At 43.8% G+C, this 16,005-nt stretch carries 15 protein-coding genes; 1 reads left to right on the top strand and 14 read right to left on the bottom strand.

Annotation, left to right across the window (positions count from 1 at the left end; all coding sequences use genetic code 11):
• Positions 1-10: 10 nt before the first annotated feature.
• From A3KS_RS0101730 to rfbD, 5 genes are all read right to left on the bottom strand, one after another.
• Positions 11-820 carry an ABC transporter permease gene (locus tag A3KS_RS0101730; protein WP_156913180.1) on the bottom strand — a complete coding sequence of 270 codons (810 nt, stop codon included), beginning with the start codon at positions 818-820 and terminating at the stop codon, positions 11-13.
• Positions 821-896: 76 nt separating this feature from the next.
• The gene (gene rfbB / locus A3KS_RS0101725; RefSeq protein ID WP_026393425.1) at positions 897-2,000 is read right to left on the bottom strand and encodes a dTDP-glucose 4,6-dehydratase; all 1,104 of its coding nucleotides are present in this window, start codon (positions 1,998-2,000) and stop codon (positions 897-899) included.
• A 30-nt stretch (positions 2,001-2,030) separates the two neighbouring features.
• Positions 2,031-2,597 carry a dTDP-4-dehydrorhamnose 3,5-epimerase gene (rfbC, locus tag A3KS_RS0101720; RefSeq protein WP_026393424.1) on the bottom strand — a complete coding sequence of 189 codons (567 nt, stop codon included), beginning with the start codon at positions 2,595-2,597 and terminating at the stop codon, positions 2,031-2,033.
• 8 nt (positions 2,598-2,605) lie between these two features.
• The gene (gene rfbA / locus A3KS_RS0101715; RefSeq protein ID WP_026393423.1) at positions 2,606-3,475 is read right to left on the bottom strand and encodes a glucose-1-phosphate thymidylyltransferase RfbA; all 870 of its coding nucleotides are present in this window, start codon (positions 3,473-3,475) and stop codon (positions 2,606-2,608) included.
• A 105-nt stretch (positions 3,476-3,580) separates the two neighbouring features.
• Complete coding sequence (gene rfbD / locus A3KS_RS0101710) at positions 3,581-4,438, bottom strand: dTDP-4-dehydrorhamnose reductase (RefSeq protein WP_026393422.1); 858 nt, start codon at positions 4,436-4,438, stop codon at positions 3,581-3,583.
• A gap of 281 nt (positions 4,439-4,719) precedes the next feature.
• Between rfbD and A3KS_RS22235 the strand changes: the two genes are divergently transcribed.
• Positions 4,720-6,231, top strand: a complete 1,512-nt coding sequence (locus tag A3KS_RS22235; protein ID WP_051355590.1) for an LCP family protein — start codon at positions 4,720-4,722, stop codon at positions 6,229-6,231.
• 117 nt (positions 6,232-6,348) lie between these two features.
• Here the strand turns inward: A3KS_RS22235 and A3KS_RS0101700 are convergent, their stop codons facing one another.
• The 9 genes from A3KS_RS0101700 to atpF all read right to left on the bottom strand — a co-directional run bounded on the left by A3KS_RS0101700 (position 6,349) and on the right by atpF (position 15,952).
• Positions 6,349-8,046, bottom strand: a complete 1,698-nt coding sequence (locus tag A3KS_RS0101700; RefSeq protein WP_026393421.1) for a phospho-sugar mutase — start codon at positions 8,044-8,046, stop codon at positions 6,349-6,351.
• A gap of 73 nt (positions 8,047-8,119) precedes the next feature.
• The gene (galU, locus tag A3KS_RS0101695) at positions 8,120-8,995 is read right to left on the bottom strand and encodes a UTP--glucose-1-phosphate uridylyltransferase GalU (RefSeq protein WP_026393420.1); all 876 of its coding nucleotides are present in this window, start codon (positions 8,993-8,995) and stop codon (positions 8,120-8,122) included.
• Between the two features lies 1 nt (position 8,996).
• Complete coding sequence (locus A3KS_RS0101690; RefSeq protein WP_026393419.1) at positions 8,997-10,328, bottom strand: UDP-glucose dehydrogenase family protein; 1,332 nt, start codon at positions 10,326-10,328, stop codon at positions 8,997-8,999.
• Between the two features lie 230 nt (positions 10,329-10,558).
• Positions 10,559-10,960 carry an ATP synthase F1 subunit epsilon gene (gene atpC, locus A3KS_RS0101685; RefSeq protein WP_026393418.1) on the bottom strand — a complete coding sequence of 134 codons (402 nt, stop codon included), beginning with the start codon at positions 10,958-10,960 and terminating at the stop codon, positions 10,559-10,561.
• A 15-nt stretch (positions 10,961-10,975) separates the two neighbouring features.
• Positions 10,976-12,376 carry a F0F1 ATP synthase subunit beta gene (atpD, locus tag A3KS_RS0101680; protein WP_026393417.1) on the bottom strand — a complete coding sequence of 467 codons (1,401 nt, stop codon included), beginning with the start codon at positions 12,374-12,376 and terminating at the stop codon, positions 10,976-10,978.
• Positions 12,377-12,464: 88 nt separating this feature from the next.
• Entirely contained in the window at positions 12,465-13,355 is an 891-nt protein-coding gene (atpG, locus tag A3KS_RS0101675) for an ATP synthase F1 subunit gamma (RefSeq protein WP_026393416.1), read from the bottom strand.
• A gap of 23 nt (positions 13,356-13,378) precedes the next feature.
• The gene (gene atpA / locus A3KS_RS0101670; protein WP_026393415.1) at positions 13,379-14,887 is read right to left on the bottom strand and encodes a F0F1 ATP synthase subunit alpha; all 1,509 of its coding nucleotides are present in this window, start codon (positions 14,885-14,887) and stop codon (positions 13,379-13,381) included.
• Between the two features lie 16 nt (positions 14,888-14,903).
• Positions 14,904-15,446 carry a F0F1 ATP synthase subunit delta gene (locus tag A3KS_RS0101665; RefSeq protein ID WP_026393414.1) on the bottom strand — a complete coding sequence of 181 codons (543 nt, stop codon included), beginning with the start codon at positions 15,444-15,446 and terminating at the stop codon, positions 14,904-14,906.
• Positions 15,443-15,952: a F0F1 ATP synthase subunit B gene (gene atpF, locus A3KS_RS0101660; RefSeq protein WP_035354895.1), complete on the bottom strand. Its 510-nt coding sequence runs from the start codon at positions 15,950-15,952 to the stop codon at positions 15,443-15,445. The genes A3KS_RS0101665 and atpF overlap by 4 nt, the downstream gene beginning before the upstream one ends.
• Between the last annotated feature and the right edge of the window lie 53 nt (positions 15,953-16,005).

The raw sequence follows: 16,005 nt of genomic DNA, 5'->3' as shown, positions 1-16,005 counted from the left end.
TCAACCTTTTTTATAAAACATCAGCAAAATGCGGTCTTAGTCTTCGATAGACTGCGATTCCAATTAGTAGCAGTACAAACGAAAATCCCCAGAAGTATGCTGTCATAACCGGGTGTTCCCAAAACCAGCCGGTTCCAAAAAAGCTTTCCCGATATCCCTGGACGATATAATAAAGAGGATTCAGCTTTAAAATCCACAGCAGATTTGCCGGAAAGATATTAATATCCCAAAGGATCGGCGTTCCCCAGAAGAGCACCTGCATCCCGACATTGATAAATTGCAGAATATCCGTAAAAAACGGTTGAAGGGAAGCGGTTACCCAGGTTAAACCGGTTAAAAAGACAATCAGACAGATCAGATAGTAAAGAATCTGAATAAAATGCAGAGTGATTGGCTGACTGTATAACAACATCATCACCACTGCAAAAGCAATAAAAAAGATATGCGTATACAACGAGGATATGATTTTTACCGTTGGTAGTATTTTAATATTAAAGGTTACTTTTTTTACCAGGTAACTGTATTCCCGAAAACAATTGGTTCCATTGACAAGGCATTCCGAGAAGAAAAACCAGACGATGATGCCGGTGATCAAAAATAAAATAAAAGGCATCCCGCCAGCAGGAGCAGACTTCAGACCCACATCAAAAACAAACCAGTACACCGCAATGGTGACTGTCGGCTGAATAAATGCCCACATAATACCCAAAAACGAACCAGCATACCGGGACTTAAAATCATTGATCGAAAATTTCTGGATCAGTTTCCGATTTGCATACAAATCTCTGATATAATCCATTAAATCTTTAAACAAGTACAAACTGACACCTCATTCTTATTCTTAAATGAAAAAGCACAAAAACTGTGCTTTTTCTTTTACATCTATTCGACTTTTTCTACTTTTTTTCGTACATATTCTGATAGTACTGCTGATAATCACCGGATTTAACCTGCTCCAGCCATTCCTGATTGTTTAAATACCATTCAATGGTTTCGGCAATCCCCTGTTCGAAGGTATAAGCTGGTTCCCAACCCAATTCGGTGGTTATTTTGGTATTATCGATGGCGTATCGGCGGTCATGCCCGAGACGATCTTCAACATAGGTAATCAGATCTTTGCTGATCTTTGAGCCGTCATTATCAATCATATATTTGCCGGAGCGCAGCATTTCGCCGACATCCTCAATAATTAAATTGACAATTTCAAGATTGGCTTTTTCATTATTTCCGCCAATATTATAGACTTCACCGGCTACCCCTTTTTCAAGAATAGTATCAATGCCGCTGCAATGATCGTTGACATGCAGCCAGTCTCTGATCTGCATCCCATCACCATAAACCGGCAAACTTTTTAACGCCACCACATTCGAGATCATTAGTGGAATCAGTTTTTCCGGGAAATGATAGGGTCCATAATTATTGGAGCAACGGCTGATTGTCACTGGCAGTTTAAAGGTTTGTCCATAAGAACGGACCACCAGGTCGGCGCTGGCCTTGGATGCCGAGTAAGGACTGTTGGGAGCGATCGGAGTCGCTTCGGTAAACAGTCCGGTTTTTCCCAGGGCACCATAAACCTCATCCGTTGATACCTGATGATAGCGAACCCCGGCCCGGTAGGTCGGATAGCCACTGTCATCTTTTCCGGTTTGCCAGTGATTTTTCGCCTCATCCAACAGAACCAGGGTTCCCATTACATTAGTTTGCACAAAAATTTCCGGATCTTCAATACTGCGATCGACGTGAGATTCGGCGGCAAAATTCACTACTGTATCGAAATTGTATTGATCAAAAAGGTTTTTGACAAACGGACGGTCGACAATATCCCCTTTGGCAAACACATAATTGGGGTTATCTTCAATATCCGCTAAATTCTCCAGATTCCCGGCATAGGTTAACACATCTAAATTAACGATTTTATAATCCGGGTGCTGATTTAGCATATATTTTACAAAGTTAGAGCCAATAAATCCGGCACCACCGGTGACTAATATTGTTTTCATGATTACTCCTTCTATCTATATAAATACGATCTATTCAAATCTTAAGGACTCGCTGATCTCGCTTAAAAAAGGTAGCTGTCCGTCTTTTTCTGAAAGCAGCACTTCATCGATTGTTTCAAGCGGCCATTCGATCCCAACTTCCGGATCATTCCAGCGAATTCCGCCATCGTATTCCGGGGCGTATAAATTGGTGCACTTATAGTTAAACACGGCTTCGTCTGAAACGACTAAAAAGCCATGAGCAAAACCTTCCGGAATATAAAACATGGTCTTGTTTTCTTCGGTTAACAGCACCCCGGCCCATTGTCCATAGGTCGGCGAGCCGTTCCGCAGATCCACGGCAACATCATAAACCTCGCCCTTGGTTGCCCGAACCAATTTCCCCTGGGAAAACTTGGTCTGGAAATGAAGCCCCCGTAAAACACCCTTACAGGATTTGGACTCATTATCCTGTACAAACCGCATCGTTAAACCGGCTTTGTGGAATTCTTCCTCGTTGTAGGTTTCCATGAAATAACCACGGTGATCGCCAAAAACGGATGGTTCAATAATCACCAAGCCGTCAATTTTCGTTTTGATTACATTTATCTTCGCCATTATTCCACCTATTTACCTTTAGCACATTGGATCAGATATTGACCGTAGGCTGTTTTCTTTAATGGTTCCGCCAGTTTTAAAAGCTGCTCTTGATCGATGAACTCCCGCAAATAAGCAATTTCTTCAATGCAAGCGACATAAAGACCCTGTCTTTTCTGGATCGTTTCCACAAAATTGGAGGCTTCAATCAAACTATCGTGAGTTCCGGTATCAAGCCAGGCCATTCCCCGTCCAAACAATTCTACTTTTAAATTACCTTGTTCTAAATAGGTTTCATTAACAGTGGTAATTTCCAGTTCGCCTCGCTCCGAAGGTTTAATATTTTTGGCTATTTCCACCACTGAATTATCATAAAAATAAAGTCCTGGTACCGCAAAATTAGATTTTGGCACTTCTGGTTTTTCTTCGATTGAAAGAACCGTGCCGTCTTTGGCAAATTCAACCACCCCATATCGCTCCGGATCAGTAACCGGGTATCCGAAAATGACCGCCCCACTTTGCAGTTCAGCAGCTTTTCTGATGGTGTCAGTAAAACCATGACCATAGAAAATATTATCGCCTAATACCAGGGCCACATTGTCATCGCCAATGAATTTCTCGCCAATAATAAAAGCCTCTGCCAGACCATTAGGGGCGTCCTGTACTTCATAGACAAAATTCAACCCCAATTCTTCCCCGGAACCAAAAAGTCGTTCGAACATGGGGAGATCGTGGGGTGTGGAAATAATTAAAATATCTTTTATCCCAGCCAGCATCAGGGTTGCCAGTGGATAATAAATCATCGGTTTATCATAAATGGGCAGTAATTGTTTGGATACCGCCCGGGTAATCGGATAAAGTCGGGTGCCGGAACCTCCGGCTAATATAATACCTTTCATAATTGCCTCTTCTCTTTTAAATTGTACGCGCATTCCCGGCGTGCCATCAGCTTTGATGCCGGCTTACAGCAACCGCTAATGGCACGCTTTCGAATTCCGCCTTGTTTATTCTAAATTCTCCAGATACTCTGCCAGAGAAGCCTGCCAGGGTCTGAAATGGTTCATCTTCAAATCATTTAAAGCTTTGTTTTCAAGTACCGAATACTTGGGGCGTGGTGCCGGTCTGACAAATTGCTCTGAGGTCACCGGTTCCACTGGGATATTAATTCCTGATAATCTAAAAATTTCGACGGCAAAATCATACCAGCTGCATTGTCCTTCACAGGTACCATGATAAAGTCCGTAATGATCGGTGTGGATCAAATCAATAATCGCTGCCGCCAGATCGACGGTGCTGGTTGGCGAACCGACCTGATCATTTACCACCGTCAGTTGGGGATGTTTTGAGGCCAGCTCCAGCATCGTTTTAACAAAGTTATTGCCGTCCCCATACAACCAGGCGGTCCGGACAATAAAATACTTGGGTGTTGTTTCTGAAACGGCTTTTTCCCCCGCCGCTTTACTTTCACCATAAACTGTTTTGGGGTCGATGGGATCCGTTTCCAGATAAGGCCGCAGCGTCCCGTTCATTGTAATGCCGGCACCATCAAAAACATAATCGGTAGAAACCTGAACTAAAACAATATCCTGATCGCGGGCGATTTCAGCTAAATATTTTGGCCCTACGGCATTAATGGCCATGGCCAACTCTTTTTGTGTTTCGCATCCATCTACATTGGTCAGTGCTCCGCAATTGATGATCACGGTTGGTTGCTCTTTGGCAATAATCGTCGTCATTTTGTCTTTATCGGTAATGTCAAATTCAGGAATGTCATATCCAACATGGTCAATCTTTTTTTTCTCGAGCTGCCGGGTTAATTCCCGCCCCAGCTGACCGTTTGAACCGGTTAATAAAACTTTCATATCTCACCTTGTTTCATCATTCTTGTCGTGTTTATATTTTCTGGTTTTTCGCTGTTTTTAAGCTGTCAAGCCATAAAAATTCATTGTCATTATACTTTATATCCCCATAAAAGTCTATTTTTTTCTAGATTCTTTCAGGTTTTTAAGATAATTCAAAACACAAAAAGACATCTTTTTTCCTTTATTATTTGATCAATTGCGATAATTCAATGTTTTTTTAAGCATATTTATGTTATTATTGGTTGATATGATCTTAGCTCGTTAAATCGAAAGGAACCTTCATGAAAAAGAAAGTAATTTTAGTCATCCTATTTCTGATCGTCTCACTAATAGGCACCGGACTAGTATACGGATTTAATACCATCAGTCAAATAAATGAAATGGTCGCTGAACCAAAAATGGATGAGGCCGACTTAAAGGTCAACAACGACCTAGATATTGATACCATCAATATTGCTGTTTTTGGAGTTGACGGACGCAGCGACATTGAAGGTGATCGTACCGATACCATTATGATTGTTTCAATGGACTTCAGAAACGGCAACATTAAGGTTACCTCGGTGATGCGTGACTTACTGGTGCAGATCCCCGAAACCAAAGACACCTATGAAAGTCTTGATAAAATAAATGCCGCCTACGCCTATGGCGGACCAGAGCTTGCCGTAAAAACCCTGAACGAGAATTTCGATTTGAATATCAAAGATTATGTGATCGTTAATTTTGATGCGATGGTTGATACCGTTGACGCCCTGGGCGGAGTTGAAGTCAATGTTCAGAACGAAGATGTACTGGAATGGACCAATAAGTACATCGATGACGTCAATGATAAAGTTGGTAAAGCAGATCCCTATCTGGAAACAACCGGGGTGCAAACCATCACTGGCGTTCAGGCGCTGGCCTATGCCAGAAACCGCTTTAGTGATGATGACTTTTATCGAACCGAACGGCAGCGAGAAGTTGTCGGTCAAATTGCCGACAAAGCCTTCAACATCGATATGGCCACCGGCATCAGTCTGTTAAGCAAGGTTTATCCCTATATTAAAACAACCCTTTCAATCAGCGAGCTGACGACCTATGCCAAGGCGTTTTTAGAATCCCCGGACAAGCAATTTCTGGAGTTCCGACTACCCACCGATACTCATGTAACTACAGCCATGATCAATAGCGTTTCTTATGTGGTGCCGAACAGTCTTGCTGATAATGTCATTGCCCTCCATGCTTTTATCTATGGTTCTGTCCAGACAACAACCACGACGGATACAACCACTGCCAGCGGCAGTTCTTCCGCCACAACGGACAACAGCAGTGCCGACAGTACCTCAGCCAGCACTGGGAATCGCACCAACGTCAGCAGTCCAACCACCAGCTCAAACACCAGTATTTCCTCGGGCACCAACTCGGGTTCAAGCACCTATACTGCTTACGTTCCATCAGCTCGAGTGAAGGAAATCAGTGATGCTATCGCCTACTATGCCGGCACCGGTTCATCCTCATCCTATACTGAATCCAGTCCCAGTGACAGTAGCAGCGACTATTCCGAACCCAGTAATCCCGGTTCTACCTATTCAACTACGGAATCCTCAGGATCAGGTTCATCCGGTAGCTCTGGTACCTCGGGATCAGACTCCTCCAGTTCGGGCGGAACATCTTCCGGTTCTGACTCAAGTTCGGGGTCAACTGATTCTGGAACTGGCTCTGACTCCAGTTCTGGAAGTGATTCCGGCGCAACTGATTCTGGTTCCAGCGGAGATAGCAGTTCTGGCGATGGCACTTCCTCGGAAACTGTTAATTGATACTTAATCAATGACTTAACGACTACCACAAAAAAGGCGTTATCCCAATTCACGGGATAACGCCTTTTATTTATTTGTTTCTTTATTCTTTCGACACCATTTCTTAATGCGCACCGCTCAGATTAAATCCGTTACCTGCTTTTTCAGCAATTCTTTTTTTGCTGTGGCTTGTTCCTGGGTTTTTCCGGTTACCGAGAAATAAATCTTCAGCTTGGGTTCTGTCCCCGAAGGTCGCAAGGCAAACCAGGAATAATCATCAAAAACAAATTTTAAGACATTTGATCGGGGCAGATCAATTTCTGATTTTGCTCCTGAAACCATATCCGTGCTGATACCTGATTCATAATCATTGAAGCAAATCAGTTTGGCATCGGCAAAACCCGGGAAGTTGACCGTTCTGAACTTTTCCATGATGGCGGTAATTTTGGTTTTTCCCTCAATGCCTTCAAGAGTCAAGGCTACCACATCTTCAATAAAATAGCCATATTTTTCATACAGGCTTAACAGCGCTTCATAAAGACTCAACCCTTGTTTTTTATAATAATCGGTCATCTCACAAACCAGGGCTGACGCCACCACAGCATCCTTATCCCGGGCGTAATTACCCGCTAGATAACCATAACTTTCTTCGTAGCCAAAAGCAAAAGTATAATCGCCGGTGTTCTCAAAATCAGTCATGCATTCGCCAATGTATTTAAAACCAGTCAGCACATCTAACACTGCCGCACCATGGGATTTTGCCACAATTCCGCCCAGTTCACTAGTGACGATTGTTTTGATAACCACCTTATTATCCGGCAGATCGGTTCGGGTCTTCAGGTAATAGTCAACCAGCAGGGCGCCGGTTTGATTGCCGGTAAAGACTTCAAACTCACCCTTTTGATTGCGGCCAACCACCCCAACCCGATCGCAATCGGGATCGGTGCCAATAATAATATCTGCTCCGCATTCATCGGCCAGGGCCATGGCTAGAGTAAAGACTGACCGATCTTCCGGGTTGGGATAGGGCGCTGTGGTAAAATCACCGTCCGGCAATTCCTGTTCCGGGACCACGGTCACCTGCTGGTAACCCAATTCGGCCAGGACCCGGCGAACCGGTTGATTGCCCGACCCATGAAGCGGCGTATAAACCACTTTCAAATCACTGTCGGGATTAGGAATGCAAATCGATGTTACGGCGTCAGTAAAGGCATTATCCATTTTTTCACCGACCATCTTAATGATTTTTTGATTAAGGCCTTCTGTCAATGTCATAATCGGGATATCAAAAACATCCTCGATTTTGGCAATTTCGGCAATCAAAGCATCGGCTGAGGCCGTCACCATCTGGCCGCCATCTGGCCCATAGACCTTGTAGCCGTTGTATTCTTTGGGGTTATGGGATGCCGTAATGACAATCCCGCCGGCGGCTTTCAGCTCCCGTACTGCAAAAGACAGTTCCGGGGTTGGCCGTAGCTCTTCAAACAGATAAGCTGTAACCCCCATTTTGCCCAACACCCCAGCTGCCGTTTCAGCAAATTTTCTGGAGTTATGGCGGGAATCATAGGCAATCACGACGCCCTTCTCCCAGTTCTGAATGTCCTGCCGCAACAGGTATTTTCCCAAGCCATAAGTTACCTTGGCCACGGTATAAATATTCATCCGGTTGTTGCCGGCACCCATTTTCCCCCGCATTCCCCCGGTGCCAAATTCCAGATCGGTGTAAAAGCGATCTTCAATTTCTTTTTCATCACTGATAGCTTCCAGCTCCCGCCGCAGTTCAACATCCAAGTCCGGCTGATTTAACCAATTTTGATAAGCCTTTTTATAATCCATTGTGTTCCTTTCTCCAATCCTTTCGGGGTAATCGCGGGGACGTCAGTCCCTTGCTCAAGCCAGTCGGATTTAACTATTTATCATTCAATAAGGTTTCTAAATATCGTTTAAAATCGGCACCCAGTTTCCCATCTCTCAAGCCATATTCCACGGTCGCCTGAAGAAAGCCCAGCTTGTCGCCAACATCATAACGTTTGCCGATAAAATCATAGGCAAACATCTTCTCCATGGTAGCCAGGGTTTTTAGTCCGTCCGTGAGTTGAATTTCACCGCCGGCACCTTTGCCAGTCCGCTCAAGTACCTCAAATATTCCCGGGGTGATGATATAGCGTCCTAAAATAGCCATGGTTGAAGGAGCGGTGCCGACGGCCGGCTTTTCGACCAGATCATTGACCTGATACACCCGTTCGCCAACAGCATCCCCGGAAACGATACCATACTTATTGACCTGATCTGGGGCGACCTGCTGAACTCCGATTACCGAAGCCCCGTAAGCATTATAGACGTCCACCATTTGTTTCAGGGCCGGATTTTCATCATTATAAACAATATCATCCCCGAGCACCACCGCAAAGGGTTCGTCACCGACAAATTCTTTGGCACAAAGCACGGCATGCCCCAGACCCTTGGCTTCTTTCTGCCGCACCGAAAAGATTTTTGCCATGTTTGTGATGGCTTCCACTTGCTCCAGCGCCTCAGTTTTGCCGCCGGCTTTTAACAGGGCTTCCAGTTCTGGGACCTTGTCAAAGTGATTGATGATACTTTCTTTATTACGGCCATTGATAATCAATATTTCTTCGATACCCGAAGCGACAATTTCTTCAATAATATATTGGATCGTCGGTTTATCAACGATGGGAAGCATTTCTTTCGGTGTCGACTTGGTGATTGGTAAAAATCGGGTGCCCAGTCCTGCCGCTGGAATAACCGCTTTGCGAACTTTTTTCATTTTATTTTATCTCCTTTTCTGGAATCCCCAGGCCTGAATAAATAAAGCCTTTTGGTGGTTCATCGCCAAACAGATTTCTAAAATCAAAGAAAAAGCGATCCTTCATGGCTGCCCGAACGCGCTCCTGATCCATTCCCTTGAATTCCCGCCAACTGGTAATCAGCACCAGGGCATCGGCATTCTGAGCCGCCTCATAGACGTCATTACAGTAGCTAATCTCATCTTTTTCGTTGTGCAAGCGCCATTTGGCTTCCAGATTTCCTTCCGGACAGTAAATCTGGATCTTGGCCCCATCGCCAACCAGACCTTTGACAATATTGATCGAAGGCGCTTCCCGCATATCCGTGGTTTCCGGTTTGTAGGACAGACCTAAAACGGCAATAGTTTTTCCTTCCAGATTACCCATAATCCGTTTAATTTTTTCGACCATTTTGTTTTTCTGTTTCTCATTGGCCTGAATAGCCCCTTTGAGCACCATAAAATCCTCGCCATAGGCTTTAGCAATCTCCACCAGGGCCTTGGAATCCTTAGGCAGGTCACTGCCGCCATAACCCGGACCGGCTTCCAGATAGCCAGGGCCAATCCGTTCATCCCGGCCCATGCCATTGGAAACATCGAGAATGTTGGCATTGGCATTTTCACAAAGTAAAGCCATCTCATTAATAAAGGAAAGCTTCGTTGCCAGAAAAGCATTTACCCCATATTTAATCATTTCGGCACTCTGGGGATCGGTGATCACATAGTTTTCTTCCCGGACATGAAGGCTATCATAGACACTTTTTAAGCGCTCCACCGCCGTCGGCGAATCCGATCCAATCACGACCATATCCGGCACCAGACAGTCCTTGATCATTGAACCTTTGCGGGCAAAATCCGGATTACTGATAACATCAAAGGGGATATCCACCTCCCGCTCATCGAGCGTCTTTTGGATCGTTTGTCTTATAATCTGACAGGTGCCCGGCGGCACCGTTGATTTAATCACCACCGTTACATAGGCTTCCATATGATTGCCGATGCTTTGGGCGATCGGTTTCATAAACCGAAGATCCGGAAAATCATGATCATTAGTCGGTACCTCACAGGTTATAAAAATAATTTCGCTTTTCTTAATGGCACTTTGAATATTTGAACTAAAGTACAACCGACCAGTTGATACCGAAGTCGAAACCAACGCCTTTAATCCTGGCTCGTAAATAGGCAGATCACCCTCTGTGAGCATGTTGATTGTTTCTTCGTCAGTGTCGACACAGATGACATTCACATCCGAATCTGACAAAATGGAACCATAGGTAATCCCTAAAATACCCAGTCCGATAATACAAATATTCATTCCTTATCCTCCCGTTTGTAATGGTTTTTTGCGTCAACTAACCATCACATCGCTGTTTACTCTCAATTTTATCATTCATCGATTGACACACAATGCCCCTAACTTTCAACCTAAATTATAGCACAGAAAAAGGGTCTTTAAAACACTTGCCCCAAAAAAGCGTAATAAAAAAGAAAGCCAGCTTCTCAAGGAAACCCTGGCTTTCTTTTATTTGATTATAAATCTTTGAATTATAAACCTTCTTTTGAATTGATACGAGCAATTGCTCTTTCCAAAGCTGCCTGAGCTCGAGCTGCGTCGTACTTGTCGTCTTTAAGACGTTGTAAGGCTCGCTCTTTCGCTTCCTGAGCCCGTTTAAGATCAATTTCTTCCGGCCATTCAGCTGCATCGGTTAAAATAATGGTCTCTCTGGGATTAATGGTGGCAACGCCTCCTAAAAGGGTGCCGCATTTACTTTTTTTATCGCCAAAAATTATATTAAAGGTACCAATGGCTACTGTGGTGGTCAGCGGTGTATGCTCAGCAAGTACCGCAAACTCTCCTTCTGTTCCCCGGATAACAATGCGCTCAATATCTTCATCAAAAAAGATGCCGGTTGGAGCAATGATTTTTAATCTGAAAGTTTCAGCCATTAAAACTCACCTCAACTAACCTTTTATTTTTTTTGCTTTAGCAACTGCGTCTTCGATCGTTCCGACCATCAGGAAGGCACTCTCTGGTAAATCATCATGTTTTCCTTCAAGGATTTCTTTGAAGCCCTTGATGGTTTCGCCAATAGTTACATAAACCCCAGCCGTTCCGGTAAATTGTTCCGCAACGTTGAATGGTTGGGAAAGAAAACGTTCGATTTTACGGGCTCGGGATACCGTAATTTTATCGGCATCAGACAATTCGTCCATCCCTAAAATTGCGATAATATCCTGTAATTCTTTGTAACGCTGTAAAATCTCCTGTACTTCACGGGCTGTTTCGTAGTGTTCTTGTCCAACAATTTTAGGATCAAGAATACGAGAGGTTGAATCCAGTGGATCTACCGCAGGATAGATACCTTTTTCTGTGATGGCACGGTTAAGTACTGTAGTGGCATCCAGATGGGCAAAGGTAGTCGCCGGAGCAGGGTCAGTTAAGTCATCGGCAGGTACGTAAACAGCCTGAACCGATGTAATTGAACCCTTGCTGGTGGATGTGATACGTTCCTGCAGGGCACCCATTTCGGTTGCCAGGGTTGGCTGGTAACCAACCGCACTCGGCATCCGACCCAGCAGCGCTGAAACTTCTGAACCAGCCTGGGTGAATCGGAAAATATTATCAATGAAAAGAAGTACGTCCTGGCCTTCCTGATCACGGAAATATTCAGCCATGGTCAGTCCAGTCAGCGCAATCCGCATTCTGGCTCCTGGGGGTTCATTCATCTGACCGAAGCAGAGGGATGTTTTATCAATAACCCCAGACTCCATCATTTCGTAGTAAAGGTCATTTCCTTCACGAGTACGTTCACCAACGCCGGCAAAAACGGATAAACCACCATGCTGGGTTGCGATATTGTTAATTAATTCCTGGATTAGTACGGTTTTACCAACACCGGCACCACCGAACAGACCAATTTTACCACCTCGAACGTAAGGACAGATCAAGTCAACAACCTTGATTCCAGTTTCAAACATTTCTGGTTGGGTTTGTTGTTCTTCAAAAGATGGTGGATGACGATGGATCGGGTGCATAACTACCCCGGTTGTATCAAAGGGTTTTCCATCGATGGGTTCACCCAAAACGTTAAACATTCTGCCAAGGGTTGCTTTCCCTACCGGCACTTGAATCGATGCTCCTGTATCCACAGCTTCCTGATTTCTTACCAGACCGTCTGTGGAGTCCATAGCAATACATCTGACAATGTCATCCCCTAGTTGTTGAGCTACCTCAATTACCAGGGTGTGTCCATTGAGTTCAATATTTACAGCATTGTTCAATTTTGGCAGTTGGTCTTTTTGAAACTTAACATCGACTACTGGTCCAATAACCTGAACAACCTTCCCTATATTTTGGGCCATTCCCTATAACCTCCTTGTGCAAATTAATTTGCACTCATTATTTATCATTATTCTGTCCTGGCCGGCTAAGCCGCCAGTTGCTGCATGTTTATTTTAGTGCTTCAGCACCGCTGACAATTTCCGAAATCTCTTGGGTAATTGCCGCTTGACGGACTCGGTTGAACTTAAGTGTTAACGCATCGATCATTTCATTGGCATTCGTCGTTGCCGATTCCATGGCGGTACGACGTGCCCCTTGTTCACTGGCGGCACTTTCAATCATCGAGCCATATACGGTGCTGCTGACAAAGTTTGGAATCAGGTACGTTAACAGTTCTTCTGGTTCTGGCTCATAGAGCATGACCGTCAGATCTTTACTTTTTCCTTCATTTTCCACTACTTCAGCTTTTTTAACCGGTTTGAGATCTTCCACACTCAGTGGTAGCAGCTTCATTAAGCTGGCATGTTGAGAAATGGTGGAAATAAATTTGGTATAGGCAATATAAACTTCATCATATTCCCCATTTTTAAATCCTTCCATTACCACCGCAGTCACTTCTCTGGCATTAAAAAAGTTTGGTCGTTCTGAAATACCGAGATATTCACCCTGGATAGTGTAGTCGCGATTTCTGAAATGATCCCGACCACGAGACCCAACGGCGTAAATAACAGCATCTTCTTTATTCGCTACGTGATCCTCAACCAGTTTAGCAACATTCACATTGTAGCCCCCAGCCAATCCTTTATCACCAGTTATGACGATATAGGCAACTTTTTTGACTTCACGCTGGTTCATGAAAACATTTCGAGTGCTTCCACTTTTTTCAACAATGCGTCCCATACTTTCAATCATGGCCTCAAAATAAGGGCGACGACCTTCGGCCAGCTCGCGACTTTTTCGCAGCTTAGCCGAAGCCACCAGTTCCATGGCATGGGTGATTTGCTTTGTACTGTTTACACTTTTTATCCGACGTTTAATATCTTGTACATTTTCTGCCACTCAGAATCACCTCCGCTGACAATCTATACAGATTTACTGAAAACTTTTTTATAAGCCTCAATACATTCAGCAAAAGCTGCGACAACCTCATCTGAAAGGCCGTCCTTCCCTTTAACCTTGATCATGATTTCAGGGTAATTCTTTTGAGCATACTTCATTAGGCCTTTTTCAAATTCACGGATGTTTTTTACTTCAATGTCAAGCAGGAAGCCGTTTGTTGCCGCAAAAAGAATCAGAACCTGTTCTTCAACCTTCATTGGGTCATACTGATCCTGTTTCAGGATTTCAACGATCCGTTCCCCTTTAGCCAACTGCGCTTTGGTCGCATCATCAAGATCTGATCCAAACTGAGCAAAAGATGCCAACTCACGATACTGAGCGTACTCAATACGAAGTGGTCCGGCTACTTTTTTCATCGATTTGATCTGGGCGGAGCCCCCAACTCGAGATACAGAGATCCCGGGGTTAACCGCTGGACGAATACCGGAACGGAAAAGTTCGGCTTCAAGGAAGATCTGACCATCTGTGATCGAAATTACATTGGTTGGGATATACGCCGAAACGTCACCAGCCTGAGTTTCAATGATTGGCAGAGCCGTGATCGATCCACCCGCTTTAAGCTTGGCAGCACGTTCCAGTAACCGTGAATGCAGGTAGAAAACATCCCCTGGGTAAGCTTCACGTCCTGGCGGACGACGAAGAATCAGGGACATGGCTCGGTAAGCCACCGCATGTTTTGATAAATCATCATAAATGATTAATACATCTTTTTGTTGTTCATTCATGAAATATTCAGCCATTGTAACCCCAGCATATGGTGCCAGGTATTGGAGTGGTGCCAATTGGGCCGCCCCAGCTGAAAGGATAATGGTATAGTCCATGGCATTGTTTTCTTCCAACTGTCCAACGATCTGGGCAACGGTTGATTCTTTCTGGCCAATGGCGACGTAGATACAGATAACATCTTCACCTTTTTGGTTGATGATGGTATCAATTGCTAATGCAGTTTTCCCGGTTTGTCTGTCACCAATGATTAACTCACGTTGACCACGTCCAATCGGGATCATCGAATCGATGGCTTTATAACCAGTTTGAATTGGTTGATTAACCGATTCACGTTCGATAACACCAGGCGCTTTAACTTCAACTGGGCGACGGTGATCCGTAACAATTGGGCCTTTTCCATCAATTGGGAAACCCAAAGCATTTACAACACGGCCAATCATGGCTTCGCCAACTGGCACTTCAACAATACGACCGGTACAACGAACGATATCACCTTCAACGATGTTATCATCATAACCTAAAAGAACACAACCGACGTTATCTTCTTCAAGGTTCAATACCATCCCGTAAACCTCGTTAGGGAAAGCTAAAAGCTCGCCTGCCATAGCATTTTCAAGACCATGAACACGGGCAACCCCGTCTCCAACTTGAATGACCGTACCGACATCGACGACTTCAAGCTTATCTTCATAACGCTCTATTTCATTTTTAATAATTTGACTTATTTCCTCTGGTCGGAGATTCAACTTTACTCACCTCTTTTTAATGTAGTCTTAAACTGTTCATTTGTGTTTTCATTTGATTTAACTGATTTTTGATGCTCCCATCAATAACCTGATCCCCTACATAAACCACGGCACCGCCAAGAATTGACTCATCGATGACGTTTTCAAGAATTACCTTTTTATCAAAACGCTTGGCCAGGTTTGCTTCCAAAGCAACCCGCAGGGCTTCGTCCAGGGGCACCACGGTTAATACCCGGGCTTCCACAGTGTTTTTGTAGGGCAACACCAATTGTTTGAATGTATCATGAATTTCGACAAGAAATTCAAAACGATTTTTATCCAAAAGAATGTTTAAAAAATTTCTCAAGTACTGATTATATGAGTCTCCAAAAACCCGGCCAAGAACACCCTTCTTTTCAGAAGTGTTCATTGAAGGGGTTAACATCAGATTCATTAATCCGGCTTCAGACTTGAAAAGATCAATGACCGAAGAAAACTCATCGTACATTCCATCAACAAGATTGTTATCAACGGCTGTGTCGAATAAGGCCTGGGCATATCTTTTCGCTACTAAACTCATTTAGCATCCCCTACCTTATCGATAAAGTCTAAAATCATGGCTTCATGTTGTTTTTGATCCATGGATTTGTGAATAATTTTTTCAGCCGCAAAGAGTGACAGATCAACGATGTTAGATTTAACTTCGTTCATCGCTTTGCGTTTTTCGACTTCAATTTCAGCCATGGCTTTTTCCATAATCAGTTTTGCATCCGCATGAGCTTTTTCAACAATATCATGTTTTTGAGCCTGTGCTTCTACATTTGCATCTCGAATGATCTCACGTTCTTTGGAACGGATGTCAGCCAACATTGTTTCGTATTCCTGTTTCAGTTTAGCTGCTGCGGCATTTTTTTCAGTAGCACCTACTATTTCAGCCGAAACATCTTCTTGTCGTTTTGCAATAATATCTTTAACTTTGTCATAAAAGAAATGTCTTAATAACAAAAAGAAAATAATAAAGTTAACGATTGTTGCCAGTAAGAGTTTTAAGTCAATTCCAACTAAGCCTGCATATTCAAATATCAATGTTATAGCCCCCTTTCTAATTCATAAGCATAAACGTATTTCATTACAAAATC

Source organism: Acetobacterium malicum subsp. dehalogenans DSM 11527 (assembly GCF_000472665.1).
Classification (GTDB): domain Bacteria; phylum Bacillota; class Clostridia; order Eubacteriales; family Eubacteriaceae; genus Acetobacterium; species Acetobacterium malicum.
Note: the sequence above shows the minus strand (reverse complement) of the source record. Positions and strands in the feature narration are given on the sequence as shown.